This is a genomic window from Anaerotruncus colihominis, from assembly GCF_010206195.1.
GTDB classification, from domain to species: Bacteria; Bacillota; Clostridia; order Oscillospirales; family Ruminococcaceae; genus Anaerotruncus; species Anaerotruncus colihominis_A.
Genome location: NZ_VIQT01000019.1, coordinates 40,653 through 60,678 on the forward strand (window position 1 = coordinate 40,653; position 20,026 = coordinate 60,678).

The 20,026-nt window shown below is 57.9% G+C and carries 21 protein-coding genes; 2 read left to right on the top strand and 19 right to left on the bottom strand.

The window, feature by feature from the left end:
• Nucleotides 1-89: 89 nt before the first annotated feature.
• The 18 genes from cysS to ylxM all read right to left on the bottom strand — a co-directional run bounded on the left by cysS (nucleotide 90) and on the right by ylxM (nucleotide 17,091).
• Nucleotides 90-1,478: a cysteine--tRNA ligase gene (cysS, locus tag FMM72_RS13140; protein ID WP_160208862.1), complete on the bottom strand. Its 1,389-nt coding sequence runs from the start codon at nucleotides 1,476-1,478 to the stop codon at nucleotides 90-92.
• A gap of 126 nt (nucleotides 1,479-1,604) precedes the next feature.
• Nucleotides 1,605-2,300: a serine O-acetyltransferase EpsC gene (epsC, locus tag FMM72_RS13145; RefSeq protein WP_180322928.1), complete on the bottom strand. Its 696-nt coding sequence runs from the start codon at nucleotides 2,298-2,300 to the stop codon at nucleotides 1,605-1,607.
• A gap of 501 nt (nucleotides 2,301-2,801) precedes the next feature.
• Nucleotides 2,802-3,509: a hypothetical protein gene (locus FMM72_RS13150; protein ID WP_162221681.1), complete on the bottom strand. Its 708-nt coding sequence runs from the start codon at nucleotides 3,507-3,509 to the stop codon at nucleotides 2,802-2,804.
• 101 nt (nucleotides 3,510-3,610) lie between these two features.
• Complete coding sequence (gene pgsA, locus FMM72_RS13155) at nucleotides 3,611-4,213, bottom strand: CDP-diacylglycerol--glycerol-3-phosphate 3-phosphatidyltransferase (RefSeq protein ID WP_160208859.1); 603 nt, start codon at nucleotides 4,211-4,213, stop codon at nucleotides 3,611-3,613.
• Nucleotides 4,210-5,535, bottom strand: coding sequence for a 30S ribosomal protein S12 methylthiotransferase RimO (gene rimO, locus FMM72_RS13160; protein ID WP_162221682.1), 1,326 nt, complete (start codon nucleotides 5,533-5,535; stop codon nucleotides 4,210-4,212). The genes pgsA and rimO overlap by 4 nt, the downstream gene beginning before the upstream one ends.
• 68 nt (nucleotides 5,536-5,603) lie before the next feature.
• Nucleotides 5,604-6,233 (bottom strand): regulatory protein RecX, encoded by a 630-nt coding sequence (locus FMM72_RS13165; RefSeq protein WP_160208857.1) that lies wholly within the window; start codon nucleotides 6,231-6,233, stop codon nucleotides 5,604-5,606.
• Nucleotides 6,230-7,414 (bottom strand): recombinase RecA, encoded by a 1,185-nt coding sequence (recA, locus tag FMM72_RS13170; RefSeq protein WP_160208856.1) that lies wholly within the window; start codon nucleotides 7,412-7,414, stop codon nucleotides 6,230-6,232. Before recA ends, FMM72_RS13165 begins: the two co-directional genes overlap by 4 nt.
• Nucleotides 7,415-9,166: 1,752 nt before the next feature.
• Entirely contained in the window at nucleotides 9,167-9,622 is a 456-nt protein-coding gene (locus tag FMM72_RS13175) for an ATPase (protein ID WP_160208855.1), read from the bottom strand.
• A gap of 15 nt (nucleotides 9,623-9,637) precedes the next feature.
• Entirely contained in the window at nucleotides 9,638-10,150 is a 513-nt protein-coding gene (gene coaD, locus FMM72_RS13180) for a pantetheine-phosphate adenylyltransferase (protein ID WP_160208938.1), read from the bottom strand.
• A 1-nt stretch (nucleotide 10,151) separates the two neighbouring features.
• On the bottom strand, nucleotides 10,152-10,769 hold the full coding sequence (rsmD, locus tag FMM72_RS13185; RefSeq protein WP_257431395.1) for a 16S rRNA (guanine(966)-N(2))-methyltransferase RsmD: 618 nt from the start codon (nucleotides 10,767-10,769) through the stop codon (nucleotides 10,152-10,154).
• 8 nt (nucleotides 10,770-10,777) lie between these two features.
• Nucleotides 10,778-12,631: an excinuclease ABC subunit UvrC gene (gene uvrC / locus FMM72_RS13190; RefSeq protein ID WP_180322929.1), complete on the bottom strand. Its 1,854-nt coding sequence runs from the start codon at nucleotides 12,629-12,631 to the stop codon at nucleotides 10,778-10,780.
• 196 nt (nucleotides 12,632-12,827) lie between these two features.
• Entirely contained in the window at nucleotides 12,828-13,091 is a 264-nt protein-coding gene (locus tag FMM72_RS13195) for an HPr family phosphocarrier protein (protein ID WP_006873852.1), read from the bottom strand.
• 307 nt (nucleotides 13,092-13,398) lie between these two features.
• Complete coding sequence (gene trmD, locus FMM72_RS13200; RefSeq protein ID WP_257431472.1) at nucleotides 13,399-14,160, bottom strand: tRNA (guanosine(37)-N1)-methyltransferase TrmD; 762 nt, start codon at nucleotides 14,158-14,160, stop codon at nucleotides 13,399-13,401.
• On the bottom strand, nucleotides 14,156-14,668 hold the full coding sequence (gene rimM / locus FMM72_RS13205; protein WP_162221684.1) for a ribosome maturation factor RimM: 513 nt from the start codon (nucleotides 14,666-14,668) through the stop codon (nucleotides 14,156-14,158). Before rimM ends, trmD begins: the two co-directional genes overlap by 5 nt.
• Nucleotides 14,669-14,744: 76 nt before the next feature.
• A complete protein-coding gene (locus tag FMM72_RS13210; RefSeq protein ID WP_160208850.1) occupies nucleotides 14,745-14,978 on the bottom strand; it encodes a KH domain-containing protein in 234 nt (77 codons plus the stop codon).
• A 21-nt stretch (nucleotides 14,979-14,999) separates the two neighbouring features.
• On the bottom strand, nucleotides 15,000-15,242 hold the full coding sequence (gene rpsP, locus FMM72_RS13215) for a 30S ribosomal protein S16 (protein ID WP_006873857.1): 243 nt from the start codon (nucleotides 15,240-15,242) through the stop codon (nucleotides 15,000-15,002).
• Nucleotides 15,243-15,305: 63 nt separating this feature from the next.
• Complete coding sequence (ffh, locus tag FMM72_RS13220; RefSeq protein ID WP_160208849.1) at nucleotides 15,306-16,685, bottom strand: signal recognition particle protein; 1,380 nt, start codon at nucleotides 16,683-16,685, stop codon at nucleotides 15,306-15,308.
• A gap of 43 nt (nucleotides 16,686-16,728) precedes the next feature.
• Nucleotides 16,729-17,091 (bottom strand): YlxM family DNA-binding protein, encoded by a 363-nt coding sequence (gene ylxM, locus FMM72_RS13225; protein ID WP_162221685.1) that lies wholly within the window; start codon nucleotides 17,089-17,091, stop codon nucleotides 16,729-16,731.
• Nucleotides 17,092-17,298: 207 nt separating this feature from the next.
• Here ylxM and cysK point away from each other — a divergent pair, with 207 nt between their 5' ends.
• Nucleotides 17,299-18,228, top strand: coding sequence for a cysteine synthase A (cysK, locus tag FMM72_RS13230; protein ID WP_160208847.1), 930 nt, complete (start codon nucleotides 17,299-17,301; stop codon nucleotides 18,226-18,228).
• Nucleotides 18,228-18,692, top strand: a complete 465-nt coding sequence (locus tag FMM72_RS13235; protein ID WP_160208846.1) for a hypothetical protein — start codon at nucleotides 18,228-18,230, stop codon at nucleotides 18,690-18,692. Before cysK ends, FMM72_RS13235 begins: the two co-directional genes overlap by 1 nt.
• Before the next feature lie 392 nt (nucleotides 18,693-19,084).
• Here the strand turns inward: FMM72_RS13235 and FMM72_RS13240 are convergent, their stop codons facing one another.
• Nucleotides 19,085-20,011, bottom strand: a complete 927-nt coding sequence (locus tag FMM72_RS13240) for an alpha/beta fold hydrolase (protein ID WP_162221686.1) — start codon at nucleotides 20,009-20,011, stop codon at nucleotides 19,085-19,087.
• Nucleotides 20,012-20,026 lie beyond the last annotated feature (15 nt).

The following is a 20,026-nucleotide window of genomic DNA, read 5'->3' on the forward strand; positions in this document are numbered from 1 at the left end:
CAATCCTTCATACAAGTTTGGACTTTTCAGCACGCTTCCATGCGTCCCCACGCCGCGCGTTTTTCAACAAGGGAGCGCGCGGACCATCATCACTTCCTGCTCCACTGTACGCCCTGCGGCGTATCCTTCAGAAGGATTCCCATCCCGGCAAGCTGATCGCGGATCGCGTCTGCGCGGGCAAAATCCTTCGCCTTGCGCGCGGACTGCCGCTCGGCGATCAGCGCCTCGATCTCGCCGTCGAGATCCTTTGACGCGCGGTTATACAGCAGGCCGAGCACGCCGCACAGCTCGTCAAACCGTTTGACCGCATAGGCGACAGCCTCCTTCGGCTGCGGCTGCGTAATATATGTGTTGATATCGCGCGCCATTTCAAACAGGGCCGCGATGCCATCGGCTGTGTTCAAATCGTCGTCCATCGCCTCGACAAACTGCGCGGCGCGTGCGTCGATTTTTTCCTGGAACGCGCGCCAGTCCCCTTCCCCGAGCGCGCTTTCGAGCGCGAAATCGAGGCTGTCGCGGCAGTTGTGCAGGCGCTCCAGCGCCGCACGGCATTGTTCAATCACCTCAAGGCTGTAGTTGATCGGGCTGCGGTAATGCGCCTGTAGCATCATGAACTTGATCGGCTCATAACCGAACTTCTCCGCCACCTCGCGCACGGTGAAAAAATTGCCGAGCGATTTGCTCATTTTGCGGTTATCCACGTTGATATAGCCGTTGTGCATCCAATAGCGCACATACTCGGCGCCCGTGCAGCATTCACTCTGCGCGATCTCGTTTTCATGGTGCGGGAAAATCAAATCCTGACCGCCGCAGTGGATATCGATTGTGTCGCCAAGATGACGGCGGATCATCGCGCTGCACTCGATATGCCAGCCCGGCCGGCCCTCGCCCCACGGGGACGGCCAGCTCGGCTCGCCGGGCTTGGCAGCTTTCCAGAGGACGAAATCGAGCGGGTCCTCCTTTTTGTCGCTGACATCGATGCGCGCGCCCGCCTCAAGCTCTTCAAGCGGCTGATGCGAAAGCTTCCCGTACTCCCCAAAGCGGCGCGAGCGGAAATAAACGCTGCTATCGCGCTCATATGCAAAGCCCTTTTCCTCAAGCGTTTTGACCATATCGATGATCGTATCGATATTTTCCGTCGCGCGCGGGTGGATATCGGCAGGCCGGATGCCAAGCCCTTTTGTATCCGCCAGATATTCGCCGATGTACCGCTCGGCGACTTCGCGGACCGTAATACCCTCCTCGTTGGCCTTGTTGATCAGCTTGTCGTCAATGTCTGTAAAGTTCTGTACAAACGTCACATCGTAGCCGCGGTACTCCAGATAACGGCGCAGCGTATCGAACACACAGATCGGACGCGCGTTGCCGATGTGGATAAAATTGTAGACGGTCGGCCCGCAGGCATACATTTTAACCTTGCCAGGCTCAATCGGGACAAATTCTTCCTTTTGACGCGTCAATGTATTAAAAATCTTCATACCTTTTTCCTCCTAAATAAACTGATCGGCAGACCAGCAGTTCCCGCGGCACGGGCCTGGCCGCACACTGTCAGGCCCATGCCGCCGCGCGCAGTATGTACACGGGGCGCAGGCCCCGTGCGCGTTTTACCGCCCATCCGCCGTGGTTGTCTGCGGCGGCCGGGCGGACGCCTGCGTTTGTTTTTGCTCCTTCTTTTCCAATTCCCGGATACGCTGCTCCATCCTGCCGATCTCAAAGCGCAGGCGGCAGATCTCCTGCGCCACAGGGTCGGGAATGTGGACGTGGTCGAGCGTCGTTGGTTTTCGCCCGCCGACGCGCGCCACGCGCGCAGGCACGCCGACCGCCGTCGACTGCGGCGGAATTGATTCGAGCAGCACCGCGTTGGCGGCAACCTTCGCGCCGTCGCCAACCCTGAACGGCCCAAGAATTTTCGCCCCGCAGCCAACCGTGACGTTTTTGCCGAGCGTCGGATGACGCTTGCCTTTATCCTTTCCCGTTCCGCCGAGCGTCACGCCCTGGTAAATGGTGCAGCCGTCCCCGACCTCGGCCGTTTCGCCGATTACAATTCCCATGCCGTGGTCGATCATCACACCGGAACCGATTTTCGCCCCCGGGTGTATTTCAACGCCGGTCAAAAAGCGCGACGCCTGGCTGATCAGACGCGCGGGCAAAAACGCCTTGTGGCGGTAAAGCCAATGCGCCGGCCGGTGCAGCATCAGCGCGTGCAGGCCGCTCGAGATCAGCAGCACCTCCAGGCTGCTGCGCGCGGCCGGGTCGCGTTCCTTGACCGCCTGTATATCCTTCTTCAACTCATCAAACATCCTTATGATACCTCCTTTGGAGAAGAACATGAATGCGCGGAACCATTTTTATCCATATCCGGGATATAAAAATACGCCCCGTCCGGCCCCAGGCCAAACGAAGGCGGTATTCCCGCGGTTCCACTTCGGTTTATCACTCAGGGGCATCCACCCCATACCCCTTAACGCGGGGAAACGCGCCGCCCCACCCGGCTCCAAACCGTTCGGACGGCGTGCTCACGGGCGCATTTCGCCGCGGCCTGCACGGGACGCGCTTGCAGCCCGGCGCCGTCCCGCCTGGGCGGGCGCGGCGCTTCGGCGCGTCTTCTCTGTCGCGTGGCTTCGCGGATACTTCTCCCGATCAACGCATTTATGCTATATAGTCTATGCGGCCAGCAGGCGGTCTGTGCATAAACAATTTCAAAACGAACCTATCTCAACGGGAAATCTTACAAAGGTCTGCACCTCTTTGAATTGAGGGGTTGGCGATATTGTAAAAGCCCCTGCGGCTGGGACGCAAAATCAGCTTTCACCGGATTTTTGAAAGCTGTCCTGCGCTGTCCCGGCGTTTCTATTTTCCGGGAAGATATAGTCCTCAACCAGCCACTGCCCATTTTCTTTGACCACTGTAAAATCAACAAAAGCATATTCCGGGACATAATCAGGGTTTTCTTTCGCTCCTGCATAGCCGGGGGATTGCCTGTACTGCACTTCCAGAGTCACTCTGTTATCGGCGGCTTCTTTCAGGCGGATATTCTCCAGTGCATCCTGATAAGCATATCCAGTTTTCCACGGTCCCATACGATATGTTTTTCCATCCTTTTTCTGAATAAATGTGACCGTAGCATTACCTATTGTCGCCTGCTCCAGCTGCTCGATTCCTTTCACACTGAAAACTGTTGGAACCACCGTGTCATAGTTGGTAATTTCGTAAAATTCAGGCCCGATCCCCAAGTCGCAAGAGCCGGCGCTTTCCAGAAAATTAAAGTCATCCACATCGTAAATGCGGTTTGCCTTGAACCAGAGGTCTGCAAATGTATCATAAAGATTTTCACCGCCGACCTCAATCACTTTTGACTGCTCTTCCTCACTTTCCAATGCAGGGGCGGCAAATGACGAAGATGGCATAGATGAAGCTTCCGGAGCAGATGGGTTTGCTGGTTGAGCAGCGCAGGCAGTGCAGCAAGCCACAAGCACGAAAGCTGCCAAGAGCATAACATATTTTTTCATGGAAAGATCCCTTTTCTGATAGAAACTGATCTTGCAAGTGCATTCCATATTATGAGCTGTATTGATTTGAGGATACCACAATACAGGCACGGATGCAAGCGTTATTTAATATCTCCAAGAAGCGAACGGTTTTTCCAAATGTAATTAAATCCCGAAAAAACCGTCAGGATCACAACGATTGTCTGCACGACAAACGACAGGCCGATCAGAAAAATTACCGGCGCGGGCGGCGCAGAATTGCCGGGAGGGACTGTCATGAAAAGCGGCCAGCACTCCTCCAGCCAGAGCGCGATCAGAGCAACCAGCACCCATATGATCTGCGAGACGGTTTTCATCTTGCCCCAGATATCGGCGGCGATCACGGTGCCCTGCTCGGCGGCAATCAGACGCACCGATGTCACAAGGAATTCACGCGCCAGAATGATAAACACGATGAGAGCGGAACTCATCTCAAGCTCGATAAAACAGACGAGCGCTGAAAACACCAGCAGTTTATCGGCCAGAGGGTCCATCAGCTTGCCGAAATTTGTAACAAGCCCATCGCGGCGGGCAATATGTCCGTCAAGGTAGTCGGTAAACGACGCGGCGGCAAAGATGACGGCCGCGATCAAATAGCTGTGCGGAATCGACTCCGCCAGCATAAAGACAAGAAATACCGGAATCAACGCCATACGCATGACCGTCAGTCTATTCGGCAGATTCATTGGATCAGCGCCTTTCCCTTCAAATCGTAGCCCTCCGCCCCGTTGATTTCAACTTCAATATAATCTCCCGGGTTGTACGGCCCATGCCCTGAAAAATAGACGCGCGAATCGATGTCGGGCGCATCCATATAGCTGCGCCCATACCAAAGCCGGCCCTCGCGCCCCTCCACGGCGACTGTCAGCCGCCGTCCGATCTGGGATCGGTTGAAAGCTTCCATAACGCCGTACTGCTGCTCCATAATGATCTGCGCACGGCGGCGCTTTTCCTCCTCGTCGAGCTGGCCGTCCATCAGCGCGGCCGGCGTATCCTCCTCGACAGAGTAGGCAAAACAGCCGAGCCGCTCAAAGCGCACGCGCTGCACAAATTCGCACAGCTCCTCGAACTCTCCCTGCGTTTCCGTCGGAAAGCCCGTAATCAGCGTTGTGCGCAGCACAACGTCTGGCACGCGCGCACGGATTTTTTCCATCAGCGCGGTCAGGCTTTCGCCATCGCCGCGCCGGTTCATCAACGACAGGATACGCCCGTTTACATGCTGGATCGGGATATCCATATACTTGACGATCTTTTCCTCGCGCGCCATCACATCGAGCAGACGGTCCGTGATGCGATCCGGGTAACAGTACAGCATCCGCACCCACCGCACGCCATCCAGCCGGCACAGCTTTTCCAAAAGCTCCGGCAGGGCCAGCCGCCCATAAAGGTCCTCGCCATAGCGTGTCGTATCCTGCGCCACGACATTCAGCTCCGTGACGCCACGCTTTGCAAGGCGCGCGGCCTCTGCGACGATATTCTCCATCGGCCGGCTGCGAAAAGGCCCGCGGATCAGCGGGATCGCACAGTAGGAACAGCGGTTGTCACAGCCCTCTGCCACCTTGAGGTACGCAAAATACGGCTCGTTGGCAAGCACGCGCTCCCCTTCCAGCGACAACGCTTCCTTTTTACCGAACGCCACCGTCTTTTCGCCATGCAGCGCCCTGTCAATCGCGCCGAGGATATCCGCGTTACAGCCGATGCCGAGCACAACGTCCGCCTCCGGGATTTCAGCGGCGACTTGCTCGCGATACCGCTCCGCCAGGCAGCCCGTTACGACGAGCGCCCGGAGCGCGCCGCCCGTTTTGAGCTGCGCAAACTCCAGGATGGTCTCGATGCTTTCACGCTTGGCGTCCTCGATGAAGCCGCATGTATTGATAATAACCACATCGCATTGCGACGCATCGGCGCAGATTTCATAGCCGCCCTTTTCTATCTGCGCAAGCAGCCGCTCCGCGTCCACCTGATTTTTTGAACATCCCAGGGATACCATCCCGACCTTTACCGACATACAGCCAGCTCCTTTGCAGCATCCGAAGCGGCATAAGCAGACGCGCCGCTTCGTGTGAAATTATGTCGTCAATCAAAATCATATCCGCTGCGCCCGCCGCAGAATGCATCGAGCGCCCGCCGTACATCGGAAGGGCTGTGCCCGAGGCGCAGCAGCGCACCCCAGGCGCGCCGCCGGACGGTTTCGTCCCCGGCCGCCCGCGGATATTTTTTCAGGAGCACCGCTAAAATATGCGCCTGCGGATCGTTTTCCTCCAGAGCGGCGACCGCCTGCGCGGCCGTCTGCGAATCGATGCCGCGGCGGCGAAGCTCCTGCCGGATGCGCGCGGCACCGTAATGGCGCCGCTCTGAAAGCTCCTGCGCGAAGCGCGCCGCATAGCGTTCATCGTCGACCAGGCCAAGCTCTTTCATACGCTCCACAGCCTGCCTGGCCGCTTCTTCGCCCACATGGCGCGTCAGACGGTCGCGCAGGCCATGCGCCGTATAATCCTGCCGCGAAAGCATCGAAAGAGCGCGCTCGCGCGCTTCGCGCAGCTCGGCCGCGTCCGACAGCTCCCGCAGGGCGTCCTCATCAATCTGTGAGCCGGCTGAAAGCCCCGACGCCGCAAAGACATCGGGGTGCAGGCTCATCACAAACGCGCCGTCGGCATACAGAGCCACCCGGCCGCGTTTTGTCATCGCGATTTTTGTCAGCGTCATTCGTCGTCCGTCTCCACATCAATGTTGACGCGCGGCGCGGGCACGGGCGGCGCATCCGGAGCGGCGGCGAGCTTTTCCGGCTCCGCAGCCGACGCGCCCGCGCGCATCGGCTTTTTACCGGCGGTCTTCGTAGACTTCAGCAGCTTATCGGCATTTTCGCGCACCTTTGTTTCGATCTCCTGGGCGGTCTCTGGATTCGCCTTTAAAAATTCCTTCGCGTTGTCGCGCCCCTGCCCGAGACGTGTGTCGCCGTAATTGAACCACGATCCGCTGCGCATAACAATGTCTAGCTTTGTCGCAAGGTCCAGAATTTCACCAACCTTTGAGATCCCTTCGCCGTACATAATATCAAACTCAGCCTCTTTAAATGGCGGCGACACCTTATTTTTAACAACCTTAACACGCGTGCGGTTGCCAATCAGTTCGGAACCGTTTTTAAGCGCCTCGACGCGGCGCACGTCCAGGCGCACTGACGCGTAAAACTTGAGCGCGCGGCCGCCGGGCGTCGTCTCGGGATTGCCGTACATGACGCCGATTTTTTCGCGGAGCTGGTTGATGAAGATCACGACACAGTTTGATTTGCCGATCGCCCCAGTCAGCTTGCGCAGCGCCTGCGACATCAGACGCGCCTGCAAACCGACATGGCTGTCGCCCATATCGCCCTCAATCTCGGCCTTTGTGACCATTGCGGCGACCGAATCGACAATCACAACGTCGATCGCCCCGGAGCGCACAAGCGCCTCGCAGATCTCAAGCGCCTGTTCGCCAGTATCCGGCTGTGAAACGAGCAGCGAGTCGATGTCCACGCCGAGCGCCTGCGCATACACCGGGTCAAGCGCATGTTCAACGTCGATGAAAACAGCCGAGCCGCCCTCCTTCTGCGCCTGCGCCACTACATGGAGCGCGACAGTCGTCTTACCGGAACTTTCCGGCCCGTATATCTCGATGATGCGCCCGCGCGGCACACCGCCGATGCCAAGCGCAATATCAAGCGACAGCGATCCGGTGGAGATCGCCTCCACATTGAGCGTGCTGTCCTGTCCAAGCTTCATCACCGCGCCCTTGCCGAACTGCTTTTCAATCTGACCAAGCGCCGTCTCCAACGCCTTTTTCCGATCCTCGGACGAGACGCCGCTCTTGCGTGCGCTCACTGAACCGAGCTTTTTGTCCTTATCCGCCATGCATATGACCTCCGCCGTATGTAATACCCGTTATGTAATACTCATTGTATAATTGGCCATCGGGGCGGCAGCGGGCTGCGCCCGCGTATCGCCCTGGCCATAAGGCCGGTATAATAACCGCCCTGCGGTTATTATACATGATCGCTCCAAAAAATGCAATCCGCAAATAGAACAAATGTTCTTTACAGGTTATACAGAATCAACGACTGATAAAATCCGGGCCGCATAGTATCATAGAAGCAAAACAAAACCGTGAAGAGATTTCATTTTTTGCGGACAATCTTAGCGCGCCGGCTTGGCGCGATACTCGCGGCACAGCCTATAAAAACGCTGAAACCTGTCCCGCTGTTCGCGGCGCAGCCGACTAAAGTTTTTCGCCGAAGCCTTTTTTCAAAAAGGCTGGAGCGCAGCCGAATTAAGTTTTTCGCCGAGGCCTTTTTCAAAAAGGCCGGAAAGCGGGCGCTTGCAAAAGCCACGCCAGCCGCGCGGCGTCTGTCATGGCTTTTGCTGGCGGAAGGCACTGCGTCGGAGCAGGTGTCTTGCGGCCTGTGGGCCGCGCTTTTATGAGGGCTGCGGCCCGTGGATGTTTCTCTCACCCACCGCCTTTTGAAAAAGGCGGGCGAAAACTTTTGATTGCGATGCGCCTGTCCCACTGTTCGCGGCGCAGCCTGTAAAAACGCTAAAACCTGTCCCGCTGTTCGCGGCGCAGCCGACTAAAGTTTTTCGCCGAAGCCTTTTTTCAAAAAGGCTGGAGCGCAGCCGAATTAAGTTTTTCGCCGAGGCCTTTTTCAAAAAGGCCGGAAAGCGGGCGCTTGCAAAAGCCACGCCAGCCGCGCGGCGTCTGTCATGGCTTTTGCTGGCGGAAGGCACTGCGTCGGAGCAGGTGTCTTGCGGCCTGTGGGCCGCGCTTTTATGAGGGCTGCGGCCCGTGGATAGGGCTTCGCCCTCGAGAAAGGCCAAGACCCGCGAGGGGCCTTGGCCTTTCTCTCACCCACCGCCTTTTGAAAAAGGCGGGCGAAAACTTTTGATTGCGATGCGCCTGTCCCACTGTTCGCGGCGCAGCCTGTAAAAACGCTAAAACCTGTCCCGCTGTTCGCGGCGCAGCCGACTAAAGTTTTTCGCCGAAGCCTTTTTTCAAAAAGGCTGGAGCGCAGCCGAATTAAGTTTTTCGCCGAGGCCTTTTTCAAAAAGGCCGGAAAGCGGGCGCTTGCAAAAGCCACGCCAGCCGCGCGGCGTCTGTCATGGCTTTTGCTGGCGGAAGGCACTGCGTCGGAGCAGGTGCCACGCCAGCCGCGCGGCGTCTGTCATGGCTTTTGCTGGCGGAAGGCACTGCGTCGGAGCAGGTGTCTTGCGGCCTGTGGGCCGCGCTTTTATGAGGGCTGCGGCCCGTGGATAGGGCTTCGCCCTCGAGAAAGGCCAAGACCCGCGAGGGGCCTTGGCCTTTCTCTCACCCACCGCCTTTTGAAAAAGGCGGGCGAAAACTTTTGATTGCGATGCGCCTGTCCCACTGTTCGCGGCGCAGCCTGTAAAAACGCTGAAACCTGTCCCTCTGTTCGCGGCGCAGCCTGTAAAAACGCTAAAACCTGTCCCGCTGTTCGCGGCGCAGCCGACTAAAGTTTTTCGCCGAAGCCTTTTTTCAAAAAGGCTGGAGCGCAGCCGAACTAAGTTTTTCGCCGAAGCCTTTTTTCAAAAAGGCTGGAGCGCAGCCGAACTAAGTTTTTCGTTGAAGCCTTTTTTCAAAAAGGCTTGGGATTATCGGGACGTGGCGTTACGGAAAGCCTGGCGGGTCGCCTTGATCTCGGTCAGGGACTTGACGAGCACTTCCTCAGTCTTGAGCATACAGTTGTCGGAAAATTCCTGCGCGGCCTGACGGATTTCGCGCGCCTTAATCTGCGCCTGGGACAGGAGCTCGGACGCCTTGGCCTGCGCGGCCTTCGTGACCTCCTGCTGCGCGATCAGCGCGCGGGCGCGATCCTCGGCCTTACGCACGATCTGTTCGGCCTCCTTTTTCGCGCCGTCAATAATTTCGGCACGATCAGATACAATCGCTTTCGCCTGCTTGATCTCGCCGGGAATATTCAACCGGATATCATCGATCAGGTCGCGCACCTTGTCCGCATCCACCACACAACGGCCGCCCGAGAGCGGCAGGCTCCATGCGCGGTCGAGCAGCTCGTCGATCACATCCAGAATCTCATCAATATTCATTGGGGAAACGCCTCCTTACTCACTCGTTGTTCCAACAGCCGCATACTGCGCACGCAGACGTTCTGTCACTGTATCGAGGATCGCCGCCGGCACAAAGCTGCCGACATCACCCCCGAACCGTGCGATTTGCCGGACCATGCTGGAGCTTAGATACATATTATCGCTGTTTGGCGTCAAAAAAACCGTCTCAGCGTATGGATACAGCTTTTTATTTGTCAGCGCCATCTGGAACTCATAATCAAAATCGGACACGGCGCGCAATCCTTTTACAATCGCAACCGCCTTACGCGCACGCACATAATCAATCAAAAGGCCGCTGAATTTATCGACCTCCACATTTGGCATATCGCCGCACACATCCCGAATCAGGCCGACACGCTCATCCAGCGAAAAAATCGGCCGCTTATCGGGATTGGAGCTGACGACGACGATGACCCGGTCAAACAGCGTACCAGCGCGCCGGATGATGTCCTCGTGTCCTTTTGTAATCGGGTCGAAGCTTCCCGGGCAGATCGCCAGACGCTCCATATCAGTCATCTTCTTCCTGTCGTTTTCTATAGGTCGTGATTTTTGCCCGGCCGTACCGGTAGACCTTGTGCACGCAAAACGCGCCGGCCATAGCGGGCGGCTCAGCGCGGCGGTCCGTCTCGCAGATGATAACGCCGCCGTCATTCATCAGCGCAGCCACGCCGGAGAGCGCCGCCGCAAGCTGACCGCCATCATACGGCGGGTCAAGCAGCGCGATATCAAAACGGTCGCGGCACCCCGTCAAAAAGGATGACGCATCCATCGCGGCTACACGCGCGAGCGGCGCGAGCCTGGCCGCCGCAAGGTTTCGGCGAATGACCTCCTGCGCGGCGCGCGAATGATCCACAAACACACAGCTTTTTGCGCCGCGCGAGAGCGCCTCGATCCCGAGCTGCCCGCTGCCGGCAAACAGATCCAGCACAGCCGCCCCGGTCAGTTCAAAGTGCAGAATGCTGAAAACGGCCTCCTTGGCCATATCCGAGGTGGGGCGGGTTTGCAGTCCCTCGGGGGCCTCCAGACGCGTGCCGCGCGCTGTACCCGTGATCACCCTCATAGACGTTCCTCCCGTCTGAACCGCCCTCAGCAGGCGGTCTTGTATGCATATTATTGCCTGTTTCATCCGTTTTGTCAATCATCCGTATGCAGAAATTCATAAAGCTTTTCAGCGGCCGGACGGCTCACGCCCTTGACTGCGGCAAGCGCGTCGACATCCGCTGCACGGATTGCCTTGATCGTCTTAAAGTGGCGGAAGATTTCGGCCGCGCGCTTTTGGCCGATTCCCTCGCATTTGGTCAGCGACAGCTCGAACGACGATTTCTGATGGCGCGCGCGTGAAAAGCTGATAGAAAAGCGGTGAACCTCATCCTGAATCGTGGAAACAAGCGTAAACGCGCTGCGGTGCGGCGCCACGGCGATTTCTCCGCCGCTTTGGGCGATGGCGCGGGTGCGGTGCTTATCATCCTTGACCATGCCGAACAGCGGCACGGCGATCCCCATCGACGCGAGTACCGGCGCGATCGCGCCGACATGGCCGCGCCCGCCGTCGAGCAAAATCAAATCGGGCAGACGGCCGAACGCCTCATCCGGCGTCTCGTCGTTTTTATAATGTGCGAACCGGCGCTCAATCATCTCGGCCATACTGGCGTAGTCGTCTGTCCCAATGACCGTCTTGATCGTAAATTTCCTATAGCAGCGGCGCAGGGGCCGCCCGTTTTCAAAAACGACCATTCCGCCGACGACCGTATCCGATCCGATGTTTGATATATCATATGCCTCGATGCGCACAGGCGGACGTTCCAGCCCAAGCAGCCGCGCCAATTCATCGAGCGCGCCGACCTCGCGTCCCGCGCGGCGCACAGTCTGCGAAAGGCGCTCGACAGCATTTTTGCGCGCCATCTCGACCAGGCGGAGCTGTTCGCCGCGCTGTGGGATATGAATTTCCACCTTATAGCCCGCCTGCTCGGAGAGCAGGCGCGCGGCAAGCTGTGCGTCTGCAACATCGCCGTCAAGCTGAATCTTCTTCGGGAGGTCGCCGCGCCGCGTCGTATAGTAGCGCAGCAAAAACTCCTGGCGCGCGGCGTCGATATCGTCCGTCGCGCCGATCAAAAAGTCCTGCTTGTCCACCAAGCGTTCGCCGCGGAATTTGAGCACCACGGCGCACGTTTCGCTTTCGCTGCGCGCGAGCGCGATAATATCCTGATTAGCTACCTTTGCAAACACAACCTTCTGCGATTCGCTGATGCGCGTCACGGCCCGGATACGGTCGCGAAGCTGGGCAGCCTTTTCAAACTGCATGTTTTCAGCGCACAGCTCCATCTGCTCGGTCAGCCGTTCGACGGCGCGCGCACTGCCGCCGCGGATATAATCAAGTGCCTGCTCGAGAATTTCATCATATGCTTGAGAAGAAATTTTCCCCATACAGACGCCCATGCACCGTTTGATGTGGTAATTGAGGCACGGCCGCGCCTTGCCGAACTCCTGCGGAAACTTTTTGCCGCAGGTCGGCAGCATGAATACCCGGTTCGCCTCGTCGACCGTCTCGTTTACAACAAACGAGGAGATATACGGCCCGATATATTGCGCGCCGTCGTCCTCCTTCTGAAATACATGCGTGATACGGCCATACTGCCTGGGCGCGACCTTGATGTAGCTGTATCCTTTGTCATCCTTGAGCAGGATGTTATATTTGGGCGTGTGCTGCTTGATCAGGCTGCATTCGAGCACAAGCGCCTCGAACTCGCTATCCGTGACAATGGAATCAAAATCGTATACATGGCTGACCATTTTATACACCTTGGGATGGTGCTTTTCCACTGCGCGGAAATAGCTGCTGACCCTGTTTTTCAGCGCCTTGGCCTTGCCGATATAAATGATCTCGCCGCTTTTATTCTTCATAATGTAGACGCCCGGCAAAAGCGGAAGCCGGCGCGCCTTTTCGGCCAGAAATAAAAGACGCGGATTGTCGACAGCGTCCACCCCCATTAAATTCCATCGGCCGCGCCGCGAAAAAATGCGCCGCCGGCCGCGCGCCCGTCCGCAGCGCCCCCAAAAACAAGGGGGAACAACTAAAAACCCTCCGCGGGGCCACGGCCCGGCGAGGGGGTTTCAGTCAGCGAATACATGCGAATCTGCGGGGCGCGCGCCCAATGCGGCGCGAACCGTTTGTGGCAAACTGTTTTTACTCTGTAAAGCCGGACTCCACAAGCTTGACAAGGCCCTCGACAGCGGCCTGCTCATCGGAACCGTCAGCAATGATGCGGATCGATGTGCCACCGACAATGCCAAGCGACAGAACGCCGAGCAGGCTCTTGGCGTTGACGCGGCGCTCCTCCTTTTCGACCCAGATGGAGGATTTGTATTCATTCGCCTTCTGAATAAAGAACGTAGCGGGACGCGCGTGCAGGCCAACCTGGTTCTGAACAGCGACTTCTTTGACAAACATTTCAATACCCCTCTGCTTCCATAATCGGAACGTATCCATAAACAAAACCATCTGCCGGTCGGCGCTTGGATTTGTCCAGGAGTCAGCTCCAAACTGATCTAATTGGCGTGTGTTAGTATTATTATAAGCGGATTGCAGGAAAGCGTCAACAATTTTTGCTTTTCTTTCTTGTCCCAGCCATATTTTCTGTTGCTTTTCCAGATACTCTGGCAGCAGCCAAGGGGTGATTGTGCAACTTACCCATAAAGTTTTCAACAATTATAGCAACATAACCGGAGCATCCTGTCGAAATAAGGGTAAAGGCGGTTCAATCCCCCTGGTTGCCACCATCCTGCTCATCGGTCCAGCCGATTGTACGCAGATACCACTTGTCCTTTTCAGTAAGCGGCGCGGCGCGCAGAAGCTCCGGACGCTTTTCATACGTCGTCTTGAGCGACTGCTCGCGCCTCCACCGCGCGATTGCCGCATGGTTTCCGTTCGTCACAATCTCCGGCACGGCCACGCCGTGCCATACGGCGGGCTTTGTATACTGCGGATATTCCAGCAGCCCGTCCCAATGGCTTTCCTGCTCGTAACAGCTTTCATCCGCGAGCACGCCCGGACAAAGCCGCGCCACACAGTCGATCAGCACAAGCGCGCCAAGCTCGCCGCCGGTCAGCACATAATCGCCAATGGAGATTTCCTCGTCGACAATCTCGTCGAGCACACGCTGATCGACGCCCTCATAATGTCCGCACATGATATACAAATGCTCCATCTGCGAAAGCTCCCGTGCGCGCTGCTGCGTCAGCGTCCGGCCCTGCGGCGACATGTAGATCACATGCGGCCTGCCGCCGCGCGCTTCGCAGGCCGCGGCCCAGGTGCGGTACATCGGATCGGCCTGCATCAGCATCCCCTTGCCCGGGCCATAGGGCGTATCATCGACATTTCGGTGACGGTCCACGGTATAATCGCGGATATGAAAGCACCGGATATCAAGACGCCCCGCCTTGCGCGCGCGGCCGATAATACTTTCCGACAGCACCGTTTCGCACATCGCCGGGAACAGCGTCGCCAAATCAATCTTAATCATCAAACAGCCCCTCCAGCGGACGGATCGTGATCACGCCGGCGTCGAGATCCTTTGCGAGCACCACGTCCGCAATCGCCGGGACAAGGCGCTCGCGGCCCGCTGCGTCCCGCAGATAGTAGACATCGTTGGCGCCGGTGGCGCGCACATCGTATACCTGCCCGTAATCCGCCCCTGTATCCGCATCGCGCACAGTGCAGCCGATCAGGTCCTGCACAAAGCACTCCCCTTCTTCCAGCTCAACGTCCGCGCGGTCGATATAGACGGTTTTCCCGCGCAGGCCCGCCGCGTCCTCCACGTTTTCGACGCCCTCAAACTTGACAATGACAATATTCTTATGCACGCGCGCGCGCTCCACCACGCGCGCCTGGCTGCCGCGCGCATCCAGATAAAGGCGCTCAAACTGTGTGAGGAAATCAGGCGTATCGCACCAAGGCTGCACGCGCACCTCACCGCGCACACCGTGCGTCGTGACGATCTTACCCGATTCCAAATACTGTTTCTTCATGCTTGCTCCTTCTGCTCGTCCATCCCGCGGATGGGTTGTCTCCATAGCAAAAAAGAGGGGCGCAGCCCCTCTTTTTTCAGTCGATCTCAACGGCGACCTTCTGGTCGGCCCTGTTCGCCGCAGCACGGACAACAGTGCGAATCGCCTTGGCAATGCGCCCCTGCTTGCCGATCACGCGTCCCATATCGTCGGGGGCGACGTGAAGGTGGTAAACAACCAGTCCTTCCTCGTTCGGCTCGTCCACGGTGACGCTGACGGCGTCCTTGTCCTCGACAAGTCCCCGCGCGATCGTGACAATCAGCTTATCCAAAACGGATCACCTCCACGCGCATCAGAGCACGCCTTCGATCTTCAGCAGCGCCTTGACCGTGTCCGTGGGCTGCGCGCCGTTGGAGAGCCATTTTTTCGCCTTTTCAGCGTCGACCTTGATGACGGAGGGGTCCTTCGTCGGGTCATACGTACCAATCTCCTCGATGAACCTGCCGTCCCTCGGATAACGGGAATCCGCGACAACAATGCGGTAGAACGGGGCTTTCTTGGCGCCCATCCTTCTCAGTCTGATTTTAACAGCCATTTATGTCACCTCCTATGATTATTGACAAAGCTCTATCGGCAAGCCGGAAAACCAGCGAACCTTTTAAAACGGCATTCCCGGCGGCATACCGCCGCCCATGCCCGGGGGTATCCCGCCAAACGGCATACGCCGGCGCTTACCCTTTTTGCCTCCGCCCGACACCTGCCGGAACAGCTTTTGCATCTGTTCGTTCTGGCGCAGCAGGCGGTTGACGTCCTCGACGCGCGTGCCGCTGCCGGCCGCAATGCGCCGCTTGCGCGCGGGGTTGATGAGCGAGGGCTTTTCGCGCTCCGCAGGCGTCATCGACTGGATGATCGCTTCCGTGCGGCGCAGCTCGCGCTCGCCCTGCTCCGCCTGCTCGTCGTCCAGTTTACCGGCGACGCCCGGCAGCATATTGATCACGCTCGACAGCGGTCCCATCTTTTTAAGCTGCTGCATCTGCGCGAGCATGTCGTTGAAATTAAAGGTGTTCTGGCGCATCTTCTGCGCCATTTCGGCGGCCTGCTTCGCGTCGAAATCACTCTGGGCCTTTTCGATCAGCGTCAGTACGTCGCCCATGCCGAGGATACGCGAAGCCATACGGTCGGGATAAAACGGCTCGAGGTCGCCGAGCTTTTCGCCCGTGCCCACGAATTTGACAGGCTTGCCTGTCACGGCACGCACGGAGAGCGCCGCGCCGCCGCGCGTATCGCCGTCAAGCTTTGTGAGGATCACGCCGCTGATGCCGAGCGCCTCGTCAAACGCCGAGGCCACATTGACCGCATCCTGACCGACCATTGCGTCAACGACGAGCAGGATCTCCTGCGGCGACACTTCGCCGCGAATCCGTTTCAGCTCGTCCATGAGCGCCTCGTCGATATGCAGGCGGCCGGCTGTATCGAGGATCACAAGGTCGTTGCCATGATCCTTAGCATGTATGACCGCGCGCCGCGCGATCTCAACTGGATCGCCCTGCCCCATATCGAACACCGGGACGCCGGCTTTTTCGCCGACAACCTTGAGCTGCTCGATAGCGGCCGGGCGGTACACATCGCACGCGACAAGCAGCGGGCGTTTGCCCTGTTCGCAAAAATGCAGCGCCAGCTTGGCTGAATGCGTCGTTTTACCGGAACCCTGCAAACCGCACATCATCACGACGGTCGGCGGCTTGCTCGAAAAACTCAGGCGCGCACCTGTCTCGCCCATCAGCTTTGTCAGCTCATCGTTGACAATCTTGACGACCATCTGCGCCGGCGTAAGGCTCTCAAGCACCTCGTCCCCGACCGCTTTTTCCGTAACGGCGGCGACAAAGTCCTTTGCGACCTTATAGTTGACATCGGCCTCCAAAAGCGCGAGGCGCACCTCGCGCATCGCTTCCTTGATATCGCTTTCTTTGAGCTTACCCTTGTTGCGCATCTTTTTAAAGACCGCCGACAGCTTGCCGGACAACCCTTCAAACGCCACTGCGCCACCCCCTTTTGACCTGGAACCGATCGACCAATCGGGATCAGTCGTTGATCGTGCTTGCGATTTCGATGATCTCGTTTGCTTTATCTGTGATTTCGCGGAATGTACCGAACCGGTCGTTGTAATTGCGGATATCGCGCGCATCGCGGATAATCATATCCAACCCCTCCTGGATGCGGTGGAACCGTTTGGCCAGGCCGAGACGCCCCTCCAGATCGAGCAGGACTCCCTCGGCGCGCTTGATGGAATCACGCACGCCCTGACGGGTAATTTGGCTGTGCGCCGCGATCTCTGAAAGCGAGAGGTCTTCATTGTAATACAGTTCCACGACATCCCGCTGCTTTTCCGTCAGCATTTCGCCGTAAAAATCAAGCAATATGGAAATTTCCAGATTCTTCGCCACGATCCTGCTCCTTTCTGTAAAGCGCATGGCTTTACACATTTCCCTTTTGTGTATTATACAGGGAGTGCCAGCGGATGTCAAGGCGTTTTTCTTTACATGACAAAATATTTTCTTTTTGTTCAAGATTCGACGACGCACGGGTGTATAATATAAAAAGGAATCCCCCACATACCAGCCGGCGCGCTGCCGGAGAAAGAAGGGAACCTCATGAACATCAAGGATAATCTGACGCAGCTCATCGGCGACACGCCGTTGATGTACTTAAGCGGTGAACAAAGCGCGCGCGTCGCCGTCAAGCTGGAATACTTCAACCCCCTCGGCTCAGTCAAGGACCGCGCCGCTTTCGCAATGATCGCCGACGCTGAAAAGCGCGGCGCGCTCTCGCCCGGCGCGCTCGTCGTCGAGCCGACATCCGGCAATACCGGCATCGGGCTGGCGTTTGTCTGCGCTGCGCGCGGATACCGTCTTGTGCTGACCATGCCTGAAACCATGAGCACTGAGCGCAGAATGCTGCTCGCCGCGCTTGGCGCCGAGCTTATTTTGACAAGCGGCGCCGAGGGGATGGCCGGCGCTGTCAAAAAAGCCGAGGAGATCGCTGCGGCGCATCCCGGCGCGTTTATGCCGCGCCAATTTGAAAACCCGGCCAATCCCGCTATTCACGAGGCGGTCACCGCCCGCGAAATTCTGCGCGATACGGACGGCCGCGTCGATCTGTTTGTCGCGTCCTTTGGCACCGGCGGCACCATCTCCGGCGTTGGGCGCGCGCTGAAAGCGGCCAATCCGGCCATCCGCATCATTGGCGTTGAGCCGGCTGAATCGCCGCTTGTCACTGAAGGGTATGCAGGCAAACATGGAATCCAGGGGATCGGAGCCAACTTCGTGCCAAAAAACCTCGACCGTTGCGTGATTGACGAGATCGTCACCGTTGCGACACAGGACGCCATTGAAGCCAGCCGCCGCGCCGCCAAAGACAGCGGCCTGCTTGTCGGCGTCAGCTCGGGCGCGGCCATCGCTGCCGCACGACGGCTGGCACAGCGGCCCGAAAACGCCGGGAAACTGATCGTCGCGCTTTGTCCGGACGGCGGCGAACGCTATCTCTCAACCGGACTTTATGAAACAAAGGAGGACAACGCCTGATGCCAGAACTTGAAAAAGACACGACCCAGGAAACTTCCGCGGACGCACAGTCCGCCACATCTGCAGAGGCGGATCAAAACCCGCAGGAGCAAGGCGGCGGGTTGCTTACAAGGGCGCTTCCCTCCGACGAACTGGACCTGCCGCCGCGCCGCGCCCGTTATGAAAACCGCACCGCGCGCACGCTTTACCGCGTTCATATCGCCGGACTTGTGCTCACATTTTTCTACCTGCTCTGCCAGGTGCTTTTGACCTTCCAAAGCTATTTCAATCAAAAGCAGCAAATGCAGATGCTGCTTGACGCAGGCCAGCAGTTTCAAAACGCCGCCTCCCTGGAGGTGTCTTTGTTCTATTCGCTCGTTGGCGTCGCCCTTCCGCTGATCATGATGGCCGCTGTGTGTTTCCTGTTTCTGTTTTTTGCCGAGCTGACCGAACAGCTTTCCAAAAAAGAGACGCGGCCGCTCTAAGGGCGGCGGTATATGGAGGGTGGGGCAGGGCCTTCCCGGCAGGCACGCGTTTGCAAAATCCATGCCCGCCGCACGGCGTCCGTCATGGATTTTGCGGACTCAAAGCCCTGCCCCTGAACAGGCGTCTTGCGGCCTGCGGGCCGCGCTTTTATGAGGGCTGCGGCCCGGGAAAAGGGCTCCGCCCTCAAAAAAAGGCAAGACCCGCGAGGGGCCTTGCCTTTTTTCTCACCCGCCGCCTTTTAAAAAAGGCGGGCGAAAACTTTTGATCGCCGCGGCGTAAAAATTGATTACGAAGCGCCTGCCCCACTGTTCGCGGCGCAGCCTGTAAAAACACCGGGACCTGCCCCACTGTTCGCGGCGCAGCCGACTAAAGTTTTTTGCCAAGCTTTTTTTCAAAAAAGCGGGAGCCAGGCGAGTAGGTCGTTCCAGACCTGGCCGCGGTTGAGTTCCCCGAGGATCTCGTGCCGCGCCCCTTCATAGAGCGTGATCTGAACATGATCCAGCCCCGCTCTGCGGTACCGGCGGCAGACTGTCTGCGGCCCTTTTCCAAACTCACCGACCGGGTCCATAGAGCCGGACAGGATCAAAACCGGCAGATCCTTGCGCACGCTTTCGAAGCAAGCGGCCGAATTGCTTTCGCGCACCAGCATAAACAGGTCGTGAAAACCGGCAGCTGTAAACGTAAATCCGCAGCGGGCGTCATCGGAATAACGCATAACGGCGGCTTCATCGCGCGAGAGCCATTCCCCGCCGGTGCGCACCGGCTGAAACCGGTCGTTGTAATGGCCGAATACCAGCTTATGCAGACCGCGGTCGCGGTAAAGCGGACCATTTTTGCGGATTGAGTGGCGTGCTGCCGCCAGCGCAAATCCAAGGCGCGGATCTCCGCGCCCTGTGCCGCAAAGTACAAGCCCCTCGATCTGTTGCGAATATTTGGAGGCGTAGACGCGCGAAACAAACGAGCCCATGCTGTGCCCAAGCAGCACCGTGCGCAGGCCGGGCGCCTCCGACCGGACAATCCGCGCGAATTTGTGCTGATCATCGATCAAGCGTTTCCAGCCGTCCTGTTCGGCGAAAAAGCCCAAATGCTCGTCATCCGGCGCGGATCGGCCATGCCCAAGCTGATCGATTCCGCATGCGACATAACCGTTCTGCGCCAAAAAACGCATCAGATCATGGTAACGCTCCATATGCTCCGACATGCCGTGTACGATCTGAACGGCGGCGCGCGCCGGCTCCGCCGGGATATAAATCCAACCAAAAATCGTGTTGCCGGCGGCGGAGCTTCTATATTCAATCTGTTTAACCGTAATATTCATATGCGCACCCCAATC